Below are 20,254 nucleotides of genomic sequence, written 5' to 3'. Positions count from 1 at the left end.
GTTATTCCTCTAGTCTCGGTCCCGGTTACGGGCAAAGAACAACCATAGAGAGTACACCAGAATGATTACGGCTAGAATGAATGCAGCCAACCGCACGTTTTCATTGTTCGAATGCTCGATGGCGATGGCGACATAAGCCCACGCGAACACAAGTGGATCATGCTGTCACAATATGGAAATCTGACCATGAGGGCAAGCACGGTGCCAATGAACAGGATGATGAACGCCCATGTAGTATCGCTGAGCCCCAAGCCGCTCCACTCGTTCTTTTCCAGTGCCACCGTGATGTTGATGATGGTAGTGACGGATACCCAGCCAAGGTTCAGACTGAACGGCAGCTTGACGAACCACATTTCCCCGAGGGTTTTGGCGCTGGGAGCATCCATTACTTTGGATGCTGGCGATTGTACTGATCGTGGCCATAGTGGTTGCAGGCAGCAAGGGCAAGATTTCGGAATCCGGTCCGATTATTTTTGCGGTAGTCATTTTGCATAATGGTATCGGGTTCCTGCTCGGGGAAAGTCAGAAAGGTTCGAATTGACATTATAGAGGCTGTTCATTATACTGTGGTTATTATGATTGATATATAAAAGTAAGTAATTAAAGTAAGCATAGCAGACAGGCTTCATCATGTTAAGTTACTCCAATTCGTATCCGGCTTCATGGTCTACAGCCCCATCTGATCTGACTTTAACTGAAGGAGAGAGAACGAATGAACCCGAAATATAAACCGTTATTTGATGCTTTTACCCTGCCATCCGGCGTTACGTTGAAGAACCGTATTACGATGGCACCGCTGACTAACTGTGCGTCTCATGAAAATGGTGAAGTCAGTGACCAGGAGTTGGCTTACTACCGTGAGCGTTCCGGCGGTGTAGGTGCGGTCATTACCGCTTGCGTGTACGTGACTCCAGATGGTAAAGGCTTTGTAAATGAGTTTGGTGCGGACAAGGATGAAATGATTCCGAGTCTGCGCCGTCTAGCTGACACGATTCATCAGGAGGGCGCAAAAGCGATTCTGCAAATTTTTCATGGCGGTCGTTTGTGCCCACCGGATCAGATACCGAACGGACAGCCGATCAGCGCAAGCGCGGTGGCTGCGGAAAAAGAAGGTGCACCTGTACCGCGTGAAATGACTACCGACGATATTCACCGCGTTATCCGTGCCTATGGCGAAGCGACTCGCCGCGCGATTGAAGCGGGCTATGACGGTGTGGAGCTTCACGGAGCGAATGGATATCTGGTGCAGCAGTTCTTCTCCCCACATTCCAATCTTCGTACCGATGAGTGGGGAGGCAGTCTTGAGAAACGCTTGACCTTCCCGCTGGCAGTTGTTCATGAAGTGAAGAAAGTGATCGCAGAGCATGCAAAGCAGCCGTTCATTTTCGGATATCGTTTGTCTCCCGAGGAAGGACATACGCCGGGCATTACATTGGACGATACGCTGGTGCTCGTAGACCGCTTGGCAGATCAAGGTTTGGATTACCTGCACATTTCCGTCAATCATTTCTTCGGCGGGTCCATTCGTGATCGTAGTGCAGAACAATCTCGTACCGTTATCATTCATGAAAAGGTGGGCGACCGTGTGCCTGTCATGGGCGTCGGCTCGCTGAATACGCCTGACGAAGCTCTCGGCGCACTGGAGACAGGTGTACCGCTGGTTTCACTGGGACGTCCGCTTTTGATGGAACCGCAATGGGTTCAGAAGGTGCAGCACGGCACTGAAGATACGATCCGCACGACATTGTCCAAGCAAGCTCAACAAGAGCTGGTTATCCCTGACTACATGTGGGGGGCGCTAACGACGATTCCTGACTGGTTGCCTGTTACGGACTAAATCCCGAATGAAATGAATGAGGATACCCTGGGTTGCTTCCATGCACCCGGGGTATTTTTCTGCCCTGTAGATACATGCATACGACAAACAGAGAAAGAAGGGGAATGACAAAATGGCCTGAAATTTACTTTACGCAGGAAGAACAGGCACGTCTGATTTCCCTCGGTCTTGAGGCTGCACAAGCGGGACAAGGATATACGTTTGGGCTTTTTTTGCCGGAAAATGATAGGCTGATCGGCAGAATGGAGCTATCGGGTGTAGCTAGAGGCCCTTTTCAAAATGCGAATCTGGGGTACTTCGTAGATCCTACACATCACGGACAAGGCTCCGCCACCTCAGCCGTAAAGGATGTTGTACGTTACGCCATCAATGAATTGGGATTGCACCGTATACAGGCCGGGGTTATGCCGAGAAATACGCCATCCAATCGAGTGATGGAAAAGGCCGGATTTCGCTGGGAAGGGCTGGCTCTAAACTATTTGAAGATTAATGGTGTCTGGGAAGATCATGTGCTGTATGCGTTAACGGCTAAGGATCTACAGAATGGCGTCTTCTGAACTCGCCGGGCGTGACGCCCTCCAGTTTTTTGAATACCTTGCCAAAATATTTTTCGTCCTGATAACCAACCATACCGGCAATATGATGGAGGCGGAGTTTGTCATTTAACAGCAGCAGCTTCGCTTTGTCCATCCTGATCCGACATAGATACTCGGACAGATTAACGCCGTATTCCTGCTTGAATTTACGAGAGATATATTCCCGACTGAGGTAAAAACGGCTCGCCATATCCTGTAGGGAAATGTCCTCATCGTAATGAGCATCCAGATAGCGGGCAATATCACGGATAACAGGATTGCTTGGGTTATGGCTTGGTGTAAGAGCCTGACCGGCTGCAAGCAGTCGGTTTTCGACCTGCTTCTGCCATAGGCTCAGGGATAGCAAGCCCCGGCTGTCGATCGGCAGGGCAGGGATAGAGTCGTGCTCGTCTGCCAGTTCCTCTCCTGCGGCATCTCCGGGTCTGTCATTCAGCCAGCGAGCCAGCATCCAGTCCAGCTCCTGATTCCAGTCGACCAGTTGTTCCACCGTAACCTCAGGCAGCCCGGCTACGACTGCTATCCAGCGGCCTGCCGCCGCAGCTATACGACTGGCGTTGCAACTGAGCGCACTAAGCCGAAGCTCCTCCTCCATCTCGGGAAGCTGGGGAGGACGCACCGCTTGCCGTGCAAGAGAACTATGGTGCATCCAGTCGGCGGCTTGCAGCACATCCCGTTTCCACAATGCTTGCCGCGCTTCCTGGTAGGCTGTGGCCGCTGCCACGGGAAAGGCACCGAAAGAGCCAATTCCGATGTGCATATAGCACCGCAACGCCGTTCTTATCCCTGTGTGAATATCCTGCAAGAGCAGCGGCCAGCGGGACGGTTCGCCCCAATACAGCAGAATAATTTCGTCCATACGCTCCAGATGGCGAAACGCAATCCCGGTTTGGGAATTCCCGAGAAGCTCGTTGCAGATGTTAATCAGGGAAAAGCCCAGAAGCGTGTGCCGCGTCTTGTATTTATCCAGCATATCGGCATCCAGTTGAGTGGTGCTCATCACCGCTGCATTGCACATATGAATAGTCGCAGGAAGATGTAGTTCCTCACGTAAAGGCGTGATGGAAAAATGCGTATTCGCCGTACTGGACACCAGTTCGGTCAGGAGCTTGTCGGCATAGTGGGGCCTCATCCGGTTCACTTCAATGGCCTGCATCGTGTGCCTGTTTCGGTCTTGCTCCGCTGTCTGCCAGGCTTGAGTGGCTTTGGTTAAAGCCTCGTTAATCTCCACCGGGTCCACAGGCTTGAGAATATAGTCCATGCCTCCCCGACGGATGACCTGCCGGACCAGTTCGAAATCGTCATAGCCGCTGACCACCACGACTCGGGTCGCGGGGGAATTCACCTGAATCCACTCCATCAGGGCCACCCCGTCCTTACCGGGCATCCGCATATCCGTGAGTACAACAGGTGGCGAAAAGGCGGTGATGACCTCAATCGCTTGATCGCCCGACTCGGCTTCAATGACCTCGGTCACGCCGCAAGCTTCCCAATGTACAAGCATCCGAATGGCATGGCGCACATGCTTTTCATCATCCACAATCAGGACTTTCATGACAGGTCACTCTCCCTTAATATGAATTTCGGTGTGAACTTCGGTACGAATTTCGAGTGTATAACGAACGCCATGAGGCAGAATATTGTCTACATACAGGGTATTAGAGCCGTCTTCGGAGTGAAGCTGTATGCGCAGCAGCACATTACGGAGTCCGATGGAATCCGACTCGCCGGTGTTCGGTTCCTCATAGGCTTTCAGCGGACGTTTCAGCATATGCTGGAGTTGCTCCAACTCGACCAGAGGAATGGATGTTCCGTTATTTTCCACTGTTATCTTCACGATTCCTTCCCGAATCCGGCAGCCTGCAATTCGAATTTCACCATGTCCCAGCCGGGGATTAGCACCGTGTTTAAAGTAATTTTCCACTAATGGCTGGAGAATCATTTTGGGCACCTGATCATCCAGGACCCCATCATCCCACTGGTAAGTAACCTCTAATTGCTCGCCAAAGCGTTCTTTTTGCAAATCGAGATATTGCTTTACATGCTCGGCCTCTTCCTTAAGTGTTACGACCGTATGATCCCGCATGTTATAGCGGAGCATTTTGGCAAGGGAAGAGAGCAGGGAATAGATTCGCGGCACCTCATGCTGTAGAGCCAGCGTTCCGATAGACTGTAGCGTATTGTATAAAAAATGAGGATTAATCTGTGCTTGAAGCGCTTTCAATTGGTGTGTCTTGTTCGCCAGTTCCAGCTTGTATTCCTGTAAAATGAGGTTGTTGATGGTATCCATCATCTGTCTGAAACGGCGTGAAAGTACTCCGATCTCATCATTGCTCATGGCCCGGATGTCTACATCCAGCTGACCAGACTGAATCTGGTTTATGTAGCGGGTCAGTTGCTTGATAGGCTCCGTGATTTTGATGGATATCCACAAGGTGGCGACAATGACGAGTAGCAACGCTGCGCCTGTAATGACTGCATTGATCTGGGTCAGGCGGGTGGCCCATAAATAAAGCGTGCGATTAGGGATTTTCTTGACGAGCGTCCAGCCTGACAGGTTAGCATCCAGCTTGCCGTACACCTGCAATGCCGTATCGTCTTCAATGACTCCGTGCTCGCCTTCTTTAGAGATCTGATTAAGCAAGCCGGATTCCTTCCAGCGCGTTCCAATCAACGCTTCCTGTCCACTATATATAATCGTTCCGTTCCGGTCGATCAAAAACAGTTCTTCTGTATCTGCATCATACAGTTGACGACAAATGCTGCGCAGCGGCTCCAGACGAACATCCATAGCAAGTACCCCAAGCGTCTCTGAGGAAGGAATGTTCCGAATCGCCCGATGGAGGGTGAATACCTGCCGCTGTGTGTTGTGCTCCGCATAGGAAACCGCCGAAAAGCCGTACAAATGCTTCGTATGTGAAGGCTGGATGAATAATCCGGAAGAGCCGTAATGGATAGAGCCGGGAAAGGGGGCCAGCCGGAATTGCCGTAGAGGGACCGTGCTGGTAATCAGCGTAGATTGCTTGGCCTCAAAAGAGTGCAAATACACCTGGTCGATGCCTGACGAAGCATTCATCATCGTTTGCAGTGTGGTGTAAATTTCGGCGACGGCCCGGTAATCATCCGGAATTTTAGCCAGGTTGCGCAGGAAATGAGGATCATTATAAACTCCGATGGACGCGCGGTTTAATCCCTGTAAATAGTTATCCAGATTCGTAATGCCCTGAAAAATAAGCCGTTCATTTTCTTGTGTGGCCTGCTCTCGCAAGGATTGCTTGGTAAGAATCAAGGTCATAGTCATCGACAGCAGCAGCGGCAAAGTAACAGCAATGAACAGAAACCAGATCAAGCGGGAACGAATGCTGTGGAATTTCATGCGGATAGCTCCTTTCACAATTCAAGGCAAGCCGGAGGTCAATATTTTCCCCTGAATGGTTCACGATCTTGCGTGTTCTCAATTGCACTTATTCGACATAATGAATATGTGAACCGCAAATCGTATGGTCAAAGCGTCCATGCTGCTTGATGAGGAAGCCGTAAGGAGCGCTCCAGACACCAACAGACAACAAGGGGGGATCGGCTTGAACCGCGCCAAATCGTCGCAATGGCTCCAGCAATGGATCTTCGTAGGGCCGTCGACGTTAGTTTTCGTTATCATTATTGTAATCCCTTTCATGCTGGGAATGTACTATTCTTTTACCGAGTGGAATGGAGTTGCTAATCAGGCGAAGTGGGTCGGATTGGATAATTTTAGTCACATTCTACTGGATGATGACAAGTTTAGGACAGCGTTCTGGTTTACGGTCCGTTTTACGGTAATTGGAGTGGTGGCTGCGAATGTCATTGGTTTTCTGCTGGCGTATTTTTTAACCAAGCCGCTGAAAAGTAAAAATGTGCTGAGGACTATTTTTTTCATGCCCAATGTGATTGGAGGGCTGTTGCTGGGATTTATCTGGCAGTTTATTTTTGTCAAAGGATTTGCAGCGATTGGAGAGAGTGCGGACTTGTCTTTCTTTAATCTGCCCTGGCTGGGAGATGAGATCACGGCTTTCTGGGGTATTGTGATCGTGTTTATCTGGCAAACCGCTGGGTATTTGATGGTCATCTACATCTCTTCCCTGACCAATGTGCCCCGGGATATGCTGGAAGCAGCCGAAATTGACGGGGCGAGCCGAATACAAATATTGCGGACGATTATACTGCCTTTGATCATGCCTGCCGTTACGGTATGTCTTTTCCTCGCAATCTCGTGGTCGTTTAAAATGTTCGATCTCAATTTGTCACTGACCAAAGGGGGTCCCTTCGATTCCACGGAGTCGGTCGCACTCAATATTTACAACGAGGCGTTTGTGAATAATCGTTATGGGCTAGGAACGGCCAAAGCACTCATATTCTTTATCATTGTTGCGCTTGTTACGAGCCTTCAGGTGCGTTTGACGAAAAGCCGGGAGGTGGAGGCGTAAATGGAAACAAGCAAGCGTTACCGTGCTGGAACATGGGTGACCGAGCTGGTGATGATCCTCGTCGCTTTGATCTTCCTCGTTCCGTTTTATTTTTTATTCGTCAATTCGGTCAAAAGCTTTGGTGATCTGCTCACCGATTCGGCGGCCTGGCCGCAAACGTTTGTATGGAGTAACTATGCCAAAGCATGGAGCATTACGCGTTTTCCCGAGGCCTTATGGAATTCACTCGTAGTTACGGGGGTCAGTAATCTGTCGCTCGCGCTGATCAGCTCGATGGCTGCTTACCGGATGGTCCGGCATCCGACGCGTTATAACCGGGTGTTGTTCACCTTGTTCGTGGCTGCCATGGTTATTCCTTTTCAATCCGTGATGATTCCTTTGGTCAAGGTGGTCAGTACGCTGGATTTAATGAACAGCATCGGCGGTCTGGTGATCTGTTATTTGGGATTCGGGGCGCCGATGTCCATCTTTCTCTTTCACGGGTTTGTTAAAGGCGTACCGGTTGAGGTGGAGGAGGCGGCTACGGTAGACGGCTGTACGCCTTACGGTGTGTTTTTCCGCATTGTATATCCGTTGATGCTGCCGATGATGGTAACTGTTATTATTTTGAATACGCTCTGGATCTGGAATGACTATCTGCTGCCTTCTCTTGTGCTGCAAAAGGCGGAGCTGCGGACGATTCCAATCGCGACCTACGCCTTTTTCGGACAGTACACCAAGCAGTGGGATTTGGCATTGCCTGCACTGGTACTGGGTATCTTGCCAGTGATCGTATTCTTTTTGGCCATGCAAAAATATATTATTCAAGGTATTATGGCTGGCTCAGTCAAGGGCTGAGTGTGGGATGAACTGAAAATTAGGATAGAAGGGAACATGAATATGAAAACGCATACTTTTAAAAAGAAAGCCCAAACCCTGATTCTGCTTCTCGCTGCGTTTGCACTTGTTCTGGCAGGCTGTAACAGTAGCGGCGGTGAACAACGTGCAGGAAAAGAGGAAGCTAAGGAAAAAACGATTCATATTTTTCAGTTCAAAGTGGAAATTGCAGAGGCACTCAATCGCATGAAGGCGGAATATGAAGCGTCCCATCCGGGAATCAAGCTTGATATTCAGACCGTGGGCGGAGGCAGTGACTACGGGGCGGCCTTGAAGGCGAAGTTTGCCTCCGGGGAGCAGCCGGATATTTTTAATGTAGGAGGTTACCGCGAGCTGGATACGTGGCTGGAATATTTGGAGGACCTGTCTGACCAGCCTTGGGTCGGTGACGTGGTCGATGTCGCCAAGGAGCCGATAACCAAGGAAGGCAAGCTGTACGGTCAGCCGATGAATCTAGAGGGCTACGGCTTCATTTATAACAAGGATTTGTTCAAGAAAGCGGGTATTACCGAGACACCCAAAACGCTGTCCGAGCTGGAAGGAGCTGCCCAAAAGCTCCAAGCCGCAGGCATTACCCCTTTTTCTAATGGATATCAGGAGTTTTGGGTGCTGGGGAATCATTTGCTGAACGTGGCATTTGCCAATCAGCCGGACCCGTCAGCTTTTGTGAAGAGACTGAATGATGGAACAGCGCAAATCCCGGGCAACGCTGTATTCGCCGAGTGGATCAAGCTGTTCGATCTGACGCTCAAGTATGGCAACTCCAAACCGCTGACAACCGATTACAATACTCAGGTAACGAATTTTGCTACGGGCAAGGCCGCCATGATGCAGCAAGGGAATTGGACCCAGGTACAAATGGACGGGATGAATCCAAAGCTGAATCTGGGTATTCTGCCTATGCCGATTGGTGAAGACGCCGCAGCCGGAGATAAACTGTTTGTAGGCGTCGCCAACAACTGGGTGGTTAACAAAAATTCAACGGTCAAAGCCGAGGCGAAGGAGTTTTTAAACTGGATGGTGACATCCGAGCAGGGTAAAAAGTATATCACCAAGGAATTCAAATTCATTCCGGCGTTCAAGAGCATCAAAGGGTCAGAGGCCGATATGGGCCAATTGGGTGCTGAAGTGGTGAAATACAGTCGGGAAAACAAGCTGCTGGGCTGGTTCTTTAGCCGCTATCCTGAAGGAGCGCAGCAGGAATTCGGCAGTCAGATGCAAGCCTATGTGGCGGGTAAATCGGATGCCGGGAAGCTGTTCGAGGATTTCCAGAGCACGTGGGATAATTTGAAGACCAAATAATGAACAAAAGCACGTGATACAGCCTTCGTATGTCAGGGAGATTGCATGATCCTGAAATACGAAGGCTTTTCTGTAAACAGAATTATATATGATAATGAAGCATAACGATATCCCCACGGCGTTCTATTTCTTTGAGTTCAAACGTACTTGGCAGCGTTCCTTCCGGAAATAACGGTATTCCTCGTCCTAGCACCTTGGGAATGATCGCGATGACAGCCTTCTCCAGCAGTCCCGCTTGTATGAAGGCCTGAGCTAACTGGCCTCCACCCACCAGCCATACTGCACCTTTCGATTGTTCTTGTAGACGCGGAACAAGTTCAGACAGAGCTTCGTCTGTAAACGTAATATGAGGTGCTTGGTGATGCTCCGTTAATAACCGGGTGAGCACATAACACGGCTTACCGGCATAAGGAAAATCGTCCGAGAGCCTCAATACCTCCTCATACGTCAACCTGCCCATCAGCACCGTGCCTACGGTGTCGTAAAAGTCTGCATATCCATTGTCCCCGCCGTCCCCTTTGACATCATACAGCCAGTCCACCGAGCCATCTGGCAGCGCTATATACCCGTCGAGACTCATGGCAATATACAGCACGACTTTGTTGCGAGGCTTTGTATCCTTCATCGTTCATCACTCCTTTCTATCTCCTATGTTACAATACATTTATGACATATGATGTCGTAGTTAAATTTCGTATCCGATTGAATTTTTAATAAAAGGAGTCCCTGATGAACGAACGCCGAATTGCTCTTATGAGGATACTGGATTCCCGAAAAAAATATACGGCACGTGAGCTTGCCGAGCGTTTTGACGTCTCCGTCAGGACGATACAAAGAGATCTCGACTATTTGCAGCAGACCGGGTTACCCCTTTATACCGAAACTGGCCCTCATGGCGGGTACCGTGCGCTTCCCAATCGACTTCTTCCGCCTCTTCATCTTGCCCGTGACGAGGCCCTCGGTCTTTTTCTCATGCTGCAACTGCTGGAAGACATTCCGGATATTCCTTTCGGATCGGTTCGTGGGCATGTATCCGAGCAATATTATGCCGAGCTTCCACAGGATGTGCAGGATAGCATTGATCAATTGAAGGACTATATCTCTTTTCGCATGATGCCTACTCACGCAGAGTCGCCCTACACCTCGCTCATTTTGGAGGCTGCGTTGAATAAGCGCCAGGTGAAGATGCATTACCGCTCCGCTTCTGGGGAAAAGTGGACTGAAGTATATCCGGTTGGGCTATATTTTGATCACGGATATTGGTACATGCCAGCGCATAGCAAAGACCGGATTATCCTGTACCGTTCAGATCGGGTAATCGCAATGACCATGCTGGAACAAACCTTACCCAGCCTTCCCACACTTCGGGAATGGATGGCTTCGGATGATTCTCGTACGGGAATTCCGTCAAAAATAAAATTTACCGCGTTTGGTGCCCGGCTGGCAGAATCAGATCCGCTCTTCCAGAATGTTTCCCATCAGGAATGGCAGGGATATATTCCGTCTGAAGAATTTAAATATGTATCCAGACTCCTGCTAAAGTATGGCCCGGAGGCCGAGGTCATATATCCGGAAGAGCTGCGTATGCGAGTCAGGCAACTGCTGCAAGACAGCCTGAATCCTTATCTGATGGATGCTGAAGCTGATGATGAAGAAAAAGAGACTTAATCTTATAAATGAAGTCTCTTTTGTATAGTTAATCACATGAATATTTAAGGTTATTAACTTATGAGTTTCCATTTATTTTTGACGATAAAATTTTGAAAAGAGTCTGTTTTCGTATATGATGAAGAGTAATAATTCAAAAGGCTGGACGGGAGACAGATATGAATCAACCGCTTTATGGGATATGGCTCGGAGATGTGTTTTTTTGTTTTTCTGGTGAGACGTCGGAACCACGTATTGATGCGTGGAGCAGTGTGGTCCGCAGGCTGACGCTGAAGGGAGATCTTCGGCCGTTTCGGCAGGCTGCGTTGCGCCTTGCCGAGGTACGGATACCGAACACCGCTCGCGTGGAAGTCGCAGGCAGAGGAGGCAAAAGACGCTCCATGCTGGGCCGCACACTGGAGGGCTTGGCGCTGGAACCGCGCGAAACGCTGGCCCTGCTGACCCGTATGGACGAGAAGGGCTGTGCTGCGTCGGGCATTACACTGGGAGAGGAAATGCAATATTGGCAAAAGGCCGCTTATTTTGCGCTGGAACTGATGCAGCGGGGCGAAATTGTGCCATCGCTTACAGAGGCGCGTCCATCGGGACCGCGCCGTCGCGGACCGGAGGCGGCGGTTGGGGTGTGGATTCCCCGGCTGCGCCAGGAAGAGGACGTTCGCCGCTTTCATGAGCTGTCTTCGGCGATGCCAGCCGTCTGTATGGCGGCTCCCGCCGTCTTCGCAGGCAAGGAGCCGGAAACACGGGAGGATGCAGCGGGGATCGTGCTCTACTCCTTCCTGTGTGCAGTCATCCATGCGGAAACGACTGCGGTGCTGGCAGCCTCCGACCGTGAGTTGAGCAGATATCGCGCAGAGTATCGGCGCGGGGGATCGCCGCTGGCAGAGCTGTGGTGGAACAGTCTGCTGACAGGCTCCCGTCCGGTTGCGATACAGGGAACGCCTGCCGAGATGGAGGAGTTGGTTCTCCAGACGGCCTCTCTTGAAGGAAGCGCGATGCCGGTTACGGAACGGGAGGATCAGGAGCCGACAGAAGGGCAGCTTCGCCTGTGCCTTCGTCTGGAGCCTTCACTGGAAGAGAATGTGAAGGAATGGCGCATCACCTTTTGGGCGGAAAGCGATGCCGAGCCGGGGTTGCGACTGCCTGCTTTGGCGCTGTGGGCGTATCCCGAGCGCGATCTGGTGCGCGGCACCATCGTGTATCGCCAAGTGCAGGCCCAGCTATTGATGCGGCTTGGACAAGCAGCCGAAGCAGCACCGATACTGCAAGAAGCGTTGAACCGCCCTTATCCCGAGGGCCTCACACTGGAGCCGGAGCTGTTCTTCGGCTTCCTGACGGAAGCCGTGCCCGCTCTGCAAAAGAACGGCATCACCGTGCAAATGCCTTCACGCTGGAGCCGGGAGGGCCGCCGCCGCGCAGGTCTGCGGCTCAAAATGCGTTCGGCGGAGCGAGGCACACCGCCGGAAGGCGCGATTGCCGACACATCGACGGTCGGTATTAACCGCATGATTTCTTTTGATGCCGAGGCTGTGCTGGGCGATACGACCTTGACGATGGAGGAATTGGAAAGCATCGTCGCGGCTAATTTGCCGTATGTACGTCTGGGGGGCGAATGGGTCGAGGTCGATCCGAAGGAAATTCGTCAGGTGCTGCGTTTTATCAAGCGCGGTGAAGACGGCGAAATGACTTTGTCTGAATGGATGCATCTGGCCGCAGAAAATGAAGGTGCAGGCGAGGCCTCATGGAAGGGTCTGTCCATCTTCGGCGCGGAATCGGCCGGGTTGCTGGCCTCTTTGGTTGAGGGCGGCGTGCTTCGTTCTGTGGAGCCGCGCCCTGTACCGAAGACGCTGTATGGCGAATTGCGTCCTTATCAGGAGCGCGGCTTTCAATGGCTGGCTGCCATGCGCGGGCTGGGCTTCGGTGTCTGCCTTGCGGACGACATGGGGCTTGGTAAAACGATTCAGGTTATTACCTGCCTGCTCGATGGTGGCATTGGCGCCACGGATCAGCGTCCGGCGCTGATCGTCTGTCCGACCTCGCTGCTGGGTAACTGGCAGCGGGAGCTGAAGCGTTTTTCGCCGGATTTGTCACTCTATATTCATCACGGCAACCAGCGACTTCACGGGGAGGCATTTCAAGAAAGCGTCCGCGAATATGATATCGTCCTCACTACCTATCATTTGGCGGGCCGGGACGGCAGCGATTTATCTGCGGTCTATTGGTCCTCTATCGTGTTGGATGAGGCGCAATATATTAAAAATGCACGGACAAAGCAGGCTCAGAGCGTAATGAAGCTGTCAGCACCGCATCGGATCGCCATGACGGGCACCCCGGTGGAGAATCGGCTGAGTGAGCTGTGGTCCATTTTTCAATTTTTGAATCCGGGTTATCTCGGCACTTCTTCTTCGTTCCGTCAGCGCTACAGTATGGCGGGAGAGGAAAGAGGGGCCGCGCTGCGTGAGCTGTCTCGTCTCGTCTCGCCGTTCATGCTGCGTCGACTCAAAAGCGACCCGGATATACGCAAGGATTTGCCAGAGAAGCTGGAACTGAAATCGTATTGTGTGCTGACACCAGAGCAGGCTGGATTGTATCGCGGCGTGGTGGATCAACTCATGGGGACACTGGACGGGCAGATCGGCATCGCCCGCAAGGGGCTTGTCCTATCTTCGCTGACTAAGCTGAAGCAGATTTGCGACCATCCAGGTCTGATCATTCCGGGCCGGGCTGACACTGGAAAAACCGAAAATTCGGGCAAAATGGAACGGCTGCTGGAACTGGTGGAAACCATTCGGGAGAATGGAGAATCCGCTCTGATTTTCACCCAATATGTGTCTATGGGAGAGCTGTTGGTAGCACGGCTGGCCCGGACTTTCGGGGAAGAACCGTATTTCCTGCATGGGGGGCTGGCGAAAACCAGACGGGACGAAATTGTCCACAACTTTCAGCAAGGAGTAGGGCCGAATATATTCGTGCTTTCCTTGCGGGCAGGCGGCGTCGGTTTGAATCTGACGCGTGCCAGTCATGTTATTCATTATGACCGTTGGTGGAATCCTGCGGTGGAAAATCAGGCGACGGATCGGGTATTCCGCATCGGTCAAAGCCGTAACGTGCAGGTGCATAAGCTGATTTGCCAAGGTACGCTGGAAGAACGGATAGATGAGCTGATCGAGAGCAAAAAGGCGCTCTCTGAACAGGTTGTCGGTTCAGGCGAGCATTGGCTGACGGAAATGTCTGACGATGAATTGCGCGGTCTGATTGCGCTGCAAAACGACATATGGATTGAGTAAGCACAGAAAGGATGAAGACGATGACAAGGCCACGTGTGGAGCTGCGGGTAACTGACGGTCAATGGGAGGCAGAAGTAGAGGAAGAAAACGGATCAGAAAACGGTTCGACGACTGCTCAGGCTGTCCGCTGGACTGGCACCGTGCCTGTATTGGACCCGGAACAGCGGACGGCATGGCTGGAGCAGCTACAGGCGGAGCCTTGGGACATATACCGTTTGATGCAAGGGGAAGCCTGCCCCTCACTGGACGAGGTCGTTCAGGCAGCAGCCGATGCGGCTACATCCAGCCTGGAGGACGGTGTTGGTGCAACCGACGAAGCGAAAAAGGCTCTCCAAGCGGGGCTGGAAAGCGATCCGCTGCTTGGCCTGGAGTTGATCGGAATGACGCGCGAAGCGCTGCTGGAATTTGTATTCCGTGCTTGGGCTGGAGAACTGCCCCATGTGCAGGGGGCATCTCCCGCGTTTGAGCCGACCTCGCGGTTAGAGGGCGAACGTAGCGGGTCGGCGGCAATCAGCGAATGGATTGCTGAATCTGCCGCCGAAGGAGCATTGCACCGTCCAGGCGCGGGCTTTCATGCCATTGAGATTCGCCTGCCGCAGAAGCTTGCTCCAGTGAATGAAGCGGATATTACGGCATTGTTGCCGGGACTGCCCCGTGCGGCAGAAGCGTTGAAGCTCATACGTGAGCGTGTAGCTGAACGAGCCCGTGCCACAATTCCGCAAAAACGTCATACTCCGTAGCAATTCGGGGCTATCCTTTCTTTTTCGGGCCTATACAGCTTCATCGAACCGAATAACGGCTCGAAGAGTGTCGAAAGTTCAGTTACAATAGAATAATGGAAAAAATCTCAATAAATGCATCAAATGTAATATTGGAGGAGATACCCGCATGAAACAACATATGCAACAGAAACGGACCCCTAAGCGCTGGACCAAAGCGCTTATCCCGGTACTGATCCTGCCGGGGCTGCTATTGGCAGCGTGCCAGCAGGGAGGTTTGGGCGGACAGGAAAGCCAGCCACTGAAATCATCCCCGACGACGCAGAAGAGCATGCAGCCTTCCACCCAGTCGAATGCGGGCAATAGTAGCGATACTGAAACGGGCACTGGACAAGCCTCGGCGGGTACAGGAAGTGGACAGGCAGATCCCGTGATGGCGCTGCGAAGTGAGAGTGCGCTGCAAGCCACGGTGAAGGAAGATGGCGGTACGGCCATCGTCACCAACGCGACGTCTGATACCGTCGTCGTGAACAAAAAGCGCAGCTTGCCTGTAGGCTATGCCCCGGATGATCTGGTGGAGCCGAAGGTGCCTTTTTCCTTCGAAGGTCCACATGAGAAGCGCCATATGCGCAAGGAAGCGGCAGAGGCGCTGGAGAAGCTGTTCGACGGTGCGAAGAAGGACGGCATTGAATTGCGGGCTGTATCGGGATACCGTTCCTATAAGCGTCAGGTTTCCATTTTTAACAACAATGTGAAGACCAAGGGGCAGGAATATGCCTCTAAGGTTAGTGCTGTACCGGGTACAAGCGAGCATCAGACGGGATTGTCCATTGACGTATCCAGCCCAAGCGTAGACAATGTGCTGGAACAATCCTTCGGAGCTTCCAAGGAAGGCGAATGGCTGGAAAAACATGCACCGGAATACGGATTTATTATTCGTTATATGAAGGGTAAGGAAGATGTGACCGGCTATGTGTATGAGCCTTGGCATATCCGTTATGTGGGAGTAGACATTGCGGAGAATGTAGCCAAGCAAGGGATGACGCTGGAGGAATATTTCGACGAGAAGAATATCAAGCTCTAGCAGCTGAGAACAAAGCCGTAATCCTGGGGATTGCGGTTTTTTGGCGTGTTTTTCTTCCAAAATGAACCTTTTCACGGTAGAATCTCGTATAGTGAACGACGACAGCAGCAGCGCTTTGATTCGTAACGCAGCAGCCTCATCACAGAAGCGTACAGGAAGGGAAGGGAATCATCATTTATTATTCAATAACGTATCGCGAATGGTCGGAAGACAAACAAAAGGAACTGCGTAGCCTGATACGGGAATCCGTGTCGGATGATGAGCTGTTTCTGCGCAAGCTTGTAGATGCCACAAGGCTTGACGGCAGATTGTGGGCGCATATCTCGAATGAAAGCGAGGAGCATACGGAGCATTCCGTCTATGTGACCGAGTTTACAGGAGAACGTGCGAAGCCTTACGGCGCTTCGATCACGAACCTCGTGCTGGCAGAGGAGGGTGGTTATGCTTCCTCGTTCAGCGCGTTTTACTGGGAATGGCATGAACCTGCGTTTCGCAGGATGGAACAGCGGGAAGGCTCGGTATTTACCTTGGAGCTGGCCCAACGCTTGCTCGACCATTATACGGTGCTGGGTGGCAAAACCTATGAGTTTATTTATTCGGTACTGGACCCGCAGTTGAAAAAGGTTCATCTGTTTGTGAGGGAGGTCGATCTGTGATGGAGCATTCTGGGGAGAACACCAAATCCAGACCCGGCTCTCGTACACGGATGGCGGCCTTTGCCCTGATGCTGGCTGTGCCAGCCGTTCTGACGGGCTGCGGTGACGACGAATATTATGACTGCGATGAGCTTCCCGTATCAGAGCAGACAGCGTGCCGGGATTCCGACAGCAGCGGTTATTCCTATGGCGGCTCGACTTATTATTATGGAGCGTCCTCCTATAACAGCAGCCATTCTTCCAGCTCTTACCGGAGGAGCAAGTCCTCCAGCTCGCATAGTGGTTTTGGTAGCAGCGGCTCGCGTAGCGGATTTTTCTCTGGGGGCTAAGATGAATATGCGTACCATTCAGCAACTGCCCTATGAGCATGACGAGCTTTTTAAAGGTGAAATCAGTCACAGGATTCCGTACCATCGCATGTATGGCAAACCCTATTGCCTGCCTGTGCTAACTATTTATCAGGAAACAGAGCTGGCAGAGCTTCAGGCTGCATCTGAGGCGGTACATAGCATTTATCGCAAGGTACAGCAATTCGTCCAGCGTTATATGCCAGATGAGTATCTGGTGGAACGGCTGGGTATTCATCCGGGTCTGCTGCGTGCGGCTCGTATGGAGGCTGCGCCGGACGGTATTACCCGTCAGGACTGGATTGTGAGCGAAGCAGGTATCAAGTGTATTGAGAACAACACCGATACTCCCACCGGAATTCCCGAGGTGGCCTATCTCGAAGGGAAGCTGCTGGAGTTGTTAAGAGGATTGAAAGCATCCGAGGACGATACGGCTGCGTTATATGGACCGTCATCTGGTATGGACGAGGCGATCCAGTCCGCGATGACGGATTTGATTCATTTTTATAGCGGCAAAGGATTAGGGATGAAGGTTTATTTTGCCTGCTATGACTGGCATATCGAGGATCAGACAAACACGAAATACATCATGCATTTGTGTGAACAAGCCGGGTTTGAAGTAGTGTATGCGCCTTTGGAAGAATTGGAAATTGTACCGGACGAAGGATTGTACCATCGAGGAGAGCAGATACACATTCTCTATCGCCTGTATCCGTTGGAATATCTAATTGATGACCGTGAGGAGGATACGGGTCTGGAGGTGGGTCAGGCGCTAATGGATATGGTGGCGGACGAAAAAATAGGACTAATCAACCCGCCGCAGCATATCATTACCCAGAGCAAGGGGTTCACCGCAACCGTCTGGTCGCTGTATGAGCGCAATGAGCAGACGCCCGAGTTCTGCGGGTTCCGTTTGTTCAACGACCGGGAGCTGGAGATCATACGAACCTATCTGCTGCCCACGTATTTTGAACCCTCAGTGTTTATGCAGACCGGAGAGCCTTATGTAGCCAAGGGCATATGGGGACGGGAGGGCAAAGGGACACACCTGATCGAGCATGCCGAAACTGAAGTGGAAATGACGGATGCCAAAGTCATAGTAGAGGTTGAAGAAGCTCCAGCCCTAACGCCGGAGCAGGAGGAGGCCGCACATATTGCCGCCTATTACGAAGCTCAGCCCAAGATTTATCAGCAGCTATGGCCGATGCAGAGCGCGGAGGTGCAGACCGAAGAAGGACTGTATCGCGGCTATGTGCTGACAGGCGTATTCGTGATTGGCGGACGTTTTGCAGGCATTCTGCCCCGAATCGGGGAAAAGGTAACTGGCGATATGGCCTATTATTGCGCCGCCGCCATTCCCGCCGCATCTCCCAAGCTCCCTGCTAACAACTATATAAGCCGAACTTGAAAAAGTGCACATAAAAATGGAGTAGGCGGAATGGTGCTGTACAATTGATAAGTATCCATAAGGAGGAAGAAAATTGGACTCACATATTAGCTTGGGCAACGCATTCGGCAATGTAGGCATCGGCCTGCTTATCCTGTTTGCCATATTAATCGTAGGGTATTTTGTGTTCAGCTTGCTGACACGTTATAACGACAACCAAGAAATTGCGCGTGGCAATGAGGCGGCAGGCATCTATATGGGTGCGAAACTGCTGGGTCTGTGTATTATTGTGGGAATGGTGTCGTACAGCAGTCATTCATGGCTCGATATGCTGATCTGGTCGGCTGTGGGCATTGTGGTGCTGTGTCTGGTGTATATTATTTTTGATCTGGTGACACCGCGTACCAAGATTTGCGAGGAAATTGCCAAAGGCAATGTGGCTCTGGCGCAACTGCTGCGCTCGATCATTGTCGGGGTGGCTTTTGTCGTAGGTACATTTTTAATGTAGCTCGATATAGAAAAGGTATACAAAGGATCTGCAAAACCGGACAAAGGAGATGCAGATCCTTTTTTGTATGAGAATGAAGATTACGACTATCGCTTTTGTGGAGACTATTCTACAAAGCTACGGGTGATACTGCATAGCAAAAAGGAATTTGCTACAGATATTAAACAATTTGAAGAGAAGGGAAGCCTGAACACATGAGTACATCCACCTCCCAAACCAAACCAATTCGTATGGGTGTCATCGGACTTGGCCGTATCGCTGAATATCACATTAGATCACTACAAACCATCTCGGGGGTTTCCATTGTGGCCGTTAGTGATGTAGACGAAAATCGTCTTCACCTGATCGGTGAGCAATTGGAGCTGCCTGCTTCCAAGCAGTATCCCCATTATGAAGCGTTAATTCGTGACCCGGAGGTAGATGCGATTCTGTCACTGACGCCCAATGATGTGCATTTTGACATTATTCGTATTGCGCTCGAAGAGCACAAAGCTGTATTGGCAGAAAAACCGTTGACCCTCAATTGGGAGGAAGCGGATCAGTTGAACAAGCTGTATGCAGCGAATCCGGTACCTTTTCTGGTTCACTACAAGCATCGCTACGGCGCAGCCTTCCAATATGCCAAGCAACTGCTGGATGAACAAAAGCTGGGCAAAATCTACAATATTCAATTCCGTTATCTGATGGATGGCTTCTCGCCATATCTTCAACATCCGTATACATGGCGCCACAATCTGGCCAAAGCGGGCTCTGGAGTGGTGGGCGATACAGCCTCACATATTATTGATCTGGCTCGTTTTCTGGTCGGTGAATTTAAAAGTGTCGCAGCTCTGCTGCATACGATCACACCCGAGCGGCCTGATCCGGTCACGGGTTTGCCTGTAAAAGTGGATGTGGACGATCTGGCTACCTTCCACGGTATCGTAGGCGATAATACGGTTGGCACGTTCATCACTCACAAAAATGCCATCGGCAAACGTCACGATATCGAAGTTGATATCTATGGCGAACTCGGTACGCTGCATGCCAGCCTCAACAACCCGGAAAATGTCCGCATTGTGCTGCGTGACCCGGAACATCCGGATGCCGAATATGAGACTTGGGCTGTCCCTGCGATCTATGATCATACGGCTTATGGAGACTTTGTTGAACTGGCAAGGGGAAAATCCGTGGATCGTGCCCCTTTATTCGAAGACGGCTACAAAAACCAGTGGGTGCTTGAGAAAATACTGCAATCGTGGAAAGAGAACGGGCGTCTTGTAGAAGTGTAAGGCATTACGAAAAGGAGTGTGAGCAAGCTTATGAGTTTGCCGATTCTTATGGAGGTTCGCCCATCGGGTCTATAACGTACAGGCCAAGGATGGGGACATAAACGGCGAGATCTGGACGTTAGAGCGTCCTTTTTTTTGCGAATTAAGGGTTTTCTAAAAAAATGGTCGGAGGGATTGCATTGGCTATCCGCTACAGTATCATCATTCCAATCTATAATTGAGCCCAGGAAAAAGAACATTGTCGTAACGCACTTACACA

The 20,254-nt window shown here is 51.2% G+C and carries 18 protein-coding genes and 1 pseudogene; 15 read left to right on the top strand and 4 right to left on the bottom strand.

Annotated elements, in window-relative coordinates; translation table 11 throughout:
* Positions 1-165: 165 nt before the first annotated feature.
* Positions 166-351: a hypothetical protein gene (locus ACWGOO_RS13995; protein WP_452484310.1), complete on the bottom strand. Its 186-nt coding sequence runs from the start codon at positions 349-351 to the stop codon at positions 166-168.
* Positions 352-382: 31 nt separating this feature from the next.
* On the opposite strand from ACWGOO_RS13995, the pseudogene ACWGOO_RS13990 reads away from it, so the two are divergent.
* The 3 genes and pseudogenes from ACWGOO_RS13990 to ACWGOO_RS13980 form a co-directional block, all read left to right on the top strand.
* Positions 383-517: pseudogene (locus ACWGOO_RS13990) on the top strand (bile acid:sodium symporter family protein); the annotation flags it as partial.
* 195 nt (positions 518-712) lie between these two features.
* Positions 713-1,837, top strand: coding sequence for an NADH-dependent flavin oxidoreductase (locus ACWGOO_RS13985; RefSeq protein WP_452484308.1), 1,125 nt, complete (start codon positions 713-715; stop codon positions 1,835-1,837).
* Between the two features lie 104 nt (positions 1,838-1,941).
* Positions 1,942-2,394 (top strand): GNAT family N-acetyltransferase, encoded by a 453-nt coding sequence (locus ACWGOO_RS13980; protein WP_452484306.1) that lies wholly within the window; start codon positions 1,942-1,944, stop codon positions 2,392-2,394.
* Here the strand turns inward: ACWGOO_RS13980 and ACWGOO_RS13975 are convergent.
* Positions 2,366-3,985, bottom strand: a complete 1,620-nt coding sequence (locus ACWGOO_RS13975; protein WP_452484304.1) for a response regulator transcription factor — start codon at positions 3,983-3,985, stop codon at positions 2,366-2,368. The genes ACWGOO_RS13980 and ACWGOO_RS13975 overlap by 29 nt on opposite strands.
* A 6-nt stretch (positions 3,986-3,991) precedes the next feature.
* Positions 3,992-5,806, bottom strand: coding sequence for a cache domain-containing sensor histidine kinase (locus ACWGOO_RS13970; RefSeq protein WP_452484302.1), 1,815 nt, complete (start codon positions 5,804-5,806; stop codon positions 3,992-3,994).
* A 205-nt stretch (positions 5,807-6,011) separates the two neighbouring features.
* Between ACWGOO_RS13970 and ACWGOO_RS13965 the strand changes: the two genes are divergently transcribed.
* The 3 genes from ACWGOO_RS13965 to ACWGOO_RS13955 are packed head-to-tail and all read left to right on the top strand — an operon-like array spanning position 6,012 to position 9,071.
* Positions 6,012-6,893, top strand: coding sequence for a carbohydrate ABC transporter permease (locus ACWGOO_RS13965; RefSeq protein ID WP_452484505.1), 882 nt, complete (start codon positions 6,012-6,014; stop codon positions 6,891-6,893).
* Positions 6,894-7,730 carry a carbohydrate ABC transporter permease gene (locus ACWGOO_RS13960; protein ID WP_452484300.1) on the top strand — a complete coding sequence of 279 codons (837 nt, stop codon included), beginning with the start codon at positions 6,894-6,896 and terminating at the stop codon, positions 7,728-7,730.
* Positions 7,731-7,772: 42 nt separating this feature from the next.
* Positions 7,773-9,071, top strand: coding sequence for an ABC transporter substrate-binding protein (locus ACWGOO_RS13955; RefSeq protein WP_452484299.1), 1,299 nt, complete (start codon positions 7,773-7,775; stop codon positions 9,069-9,071).
* Positions 9,072-9,153: 82 nt separating this feature from the next.
* Here the strand turns inward: ACWGOO_RS13955 and ACWGOO_RS13950 are convergent, their stop codons facing one another.
* Complete coding sequence (locus ACWGOO_RS13950; protein ID WP_452484297.1) at positions 9,154-9,696, bottom strand: dihydrofolate reductase family protein; 543 nt, start codon at positions 9,694-9,696, stop codon at positions 9,154-9,156.
* 104 nt (positions 9,697-9,800) lie between these two features.
* Here ACWGOO_RS13950 and ACWGOO_RS13945 point away from each other — a divergent pair, with 104 nt between their 5' ends.
* From ACWGOO_RS13945 to ACWGOO_RS13905, 9 genes are all read left to right on the top strand, one after another.
* On the top strand, positions 9,801-10,739 hold the full coding sequence (locus ACWGOO_RS13945; RefSeq protein ID WP_452484295.1) for a helix-turn-helix transcriptional regulator: 939 nt from the start codon (positions 9,801-9,803) through the stop codon (positions 10,737-10,739).
* Positions 10,740-10,897: 158 nt separating this feature from the next.
* Complete coding sequence (locus ACWGOO_RS13940; RefSeq protein WP_452484293.1) at positions 10,898-14,023, top strand: DEAD/DEAH box helicase; 3,126 nt, start codon at positions 10,898-10,900, stop codon at positions 14,021-14,023.
* A gap of 20 nt (positions 14,024-14,043) precedes the next feature.
* Positions 14,044-14,763, top strand: a complete 720-nt coding sequence (locus tag ACWGOO_RS13935) for a phosphoribosylglycinamide synthetase (RefSeq protein ID WP_452484291.1) — start codon at positions 14,044-14,046, stop codon at positions 14,761-14,763.
* Between the two features lie 148 nt (positions 14,764-14,911).
* Complete coding sequence (locus tag ACWGOO_RS13930) at positions 14,912-15,826, top strand: M15 family metallopeptidase (RefSeq protein WP_452484289.1); 915 nt, start codon at positions 14,912-14,914, stop codon at positions 15,824-15,826.
* A 248-nt stretch (positions 15,827-16,074) separates the two neighbouring features.
* A complete protein-coding gene (locus ACWGOO_RS13925) occupies positions 16,075-16,482 on the top strand; it encodes a hypothetical protein (RefSeq protein WP_452484288.1) in 408 nt (135 codons plus the stop codon).
* The gene (locus ACWGOO_RS13920; protein WP_452484504.1) at positions 16,482-16,811 is read left to right on the top strand and encodes a hypothetical protein; all 330 of its coding nucleotides are present in this window, start codon (positions 16,482-16,484) and stop codon (positions 16,809-16,811) included. The genes ACWGOO_RS13925 and ACWGOO_RS13920 overlap by 1 nt, the downstream gene beginning before the upstream one ends.
* 1 nt (position 16,812) lies before the next feature.
* Positions 16,813-18,237: a glutathionylspermidine synthase family protein gene (locus ACWGOO_RS13915; protein ID WP_452484286.1), complete on the top strand. Its 1,425-nt coding sequence runs from the start codon at positions 16,813-16,815 to the stop codon at positions 18,235-18,237.
* Between the two features lie 73 nt (positions 18,238-18,310).
* On the top strand, positions 18,311-18,724 hold the full coding sequence (locus ACWGOO_RS13910) for a DUF350 domain-containing protein (RefSeq protein ID WP_452484284.1): 414 nt from the start codon (positions 18,311-18,313) through the stop codon (positions 18,722-18,724).
* Positions 18,725-18,918: 194 nt separating this feature from the next.
* Positions 18,919-19,995, top strand: coding sequence for a Gfo/Idh/MocA family protein (locus tag ACWGOO_RS13905; protein WP_452484282.1), 1,077 nt, complete (start codon positions 18,919-18,921; stop codon positions 19,993-19,995).
* Positions 19,996-20,254: the final 259 nt, after the last annotated feature.

The sequence above is a fragment of the Paenibacillus sp. NPDC055715 genome, from assembly GCF_053617595.1.
Note: the sequence above shows the minus strand (reverse complement) of the source record. Positions and strands in the feature narration are given on the sequence as shown.

What these genes read in the sequence shown, in the direction of transcription:
- ACWGOO_RS13985 (WP_452484308.1), top strand. Translation starts at nt 713, where the DNA reads ATGAACCCGAAATATAAACCGTTATTTGATGCTTTTACCCTGCCATCC.
- ACWGOO_RS13980 (WP_452484306.1), top strand. Translation starts at nt 1,942, where the DNA reads ATGACAAAATGGCCTGAAATTTACTTTACGCAGGAAGAACAGGCACGT.
- ACWGOO_RS13975 (WP_452484304.1), bottom strand. Translation starts at nt 3,985, where the DNA reads ATGAAAGTCCTGATTGTGGATGATGAAAAGCATGTGCGCCATGCCATT.
- ACWGOO_RS13970 (WP_452484302.1), bottom strand. Translation starts at nt 5,806, where the DNA reads ATGAAATTCCACAGCATTCGTTCCCGCTTGATCTGGTTTCTGTTCATT.
- ACWGOO_RS13960 (WP_452484300.1), top strand. Translation starts at nt 6,894, where the DNA reads ATGGAAACAAGCAAGCGTTACCGTGCTGGAACATGGGTGACCGAGCTG.
- ACWGOO_RS13955 (WP_452484299.1), top strand. Translation starts at nt 7,773, where the DNA reads ATGAAAACGCATACTTTTAAAAAGAAAGCCCAAACCCTGATTCTGCTT.
- ACWGOO_RS13950 (WP_452484297.1), bottom strand. Translation starts at nt 9,696, where the DNA reads ATGAAGGATACAAAGCCTCGCAACAAAGTCGTGCTGTATATTGCCATG.
- ACWGOO_RS13945 (WP_452484295.1), top strand. Translation starts at nt 9,801, where the DNA reads ATGAACGAACGCCGAATTGCTCTTATGAGGATACTGGATTCCCGAAAA.
- ACWGOO_RS13940 (WP_452484293.1), top strand. Translation starts at nt 10,898, where the DNA reads ATGAATCAACCGCTTTATGGGATATGGCTCGGAGATGTGTTTTTTTGT.
- ACWGOO_RS13935 (WP_452484291.1), top strand. Translation starts at nt 14,044, where the DNA reads ATGACAAGGCCACGTGTGGAGCTGCGGGTAACTGACGGTCAATGGGAG.
- ACWGOO_RS13930 (WP_452484289.1), top strand. Translation starts at nt 14,912, where the DNA reads ATGAAACAACATATGCAACAGAAACGGACCCCTAAGCGCTGGACCAAA.
- ACWGOO_RS13920 (WP_452484504.1), top strand. Translation starts at nt 16,482, where the DNA reads ATGGAGCATTCTGGGGAGAACACCAAATCCAGACCCGGCTCTCGTACA.
- ACWGOO_RS13915 (WP_452484286.1), top strand. Translation starts at nt 16,813, where the DNA reads ATGAATATGCGTACCATTCAGCAACTGCCCTATGAGCATGACGAGCTT.
- ACWGOO_RS13905 (WP_452484282.1), top strand. Translation starts at nt 18,919, where the DNA reads ATGAGTACATCCACCTCCCAAACCAAACCAATTCGTATGGGTGTCATC.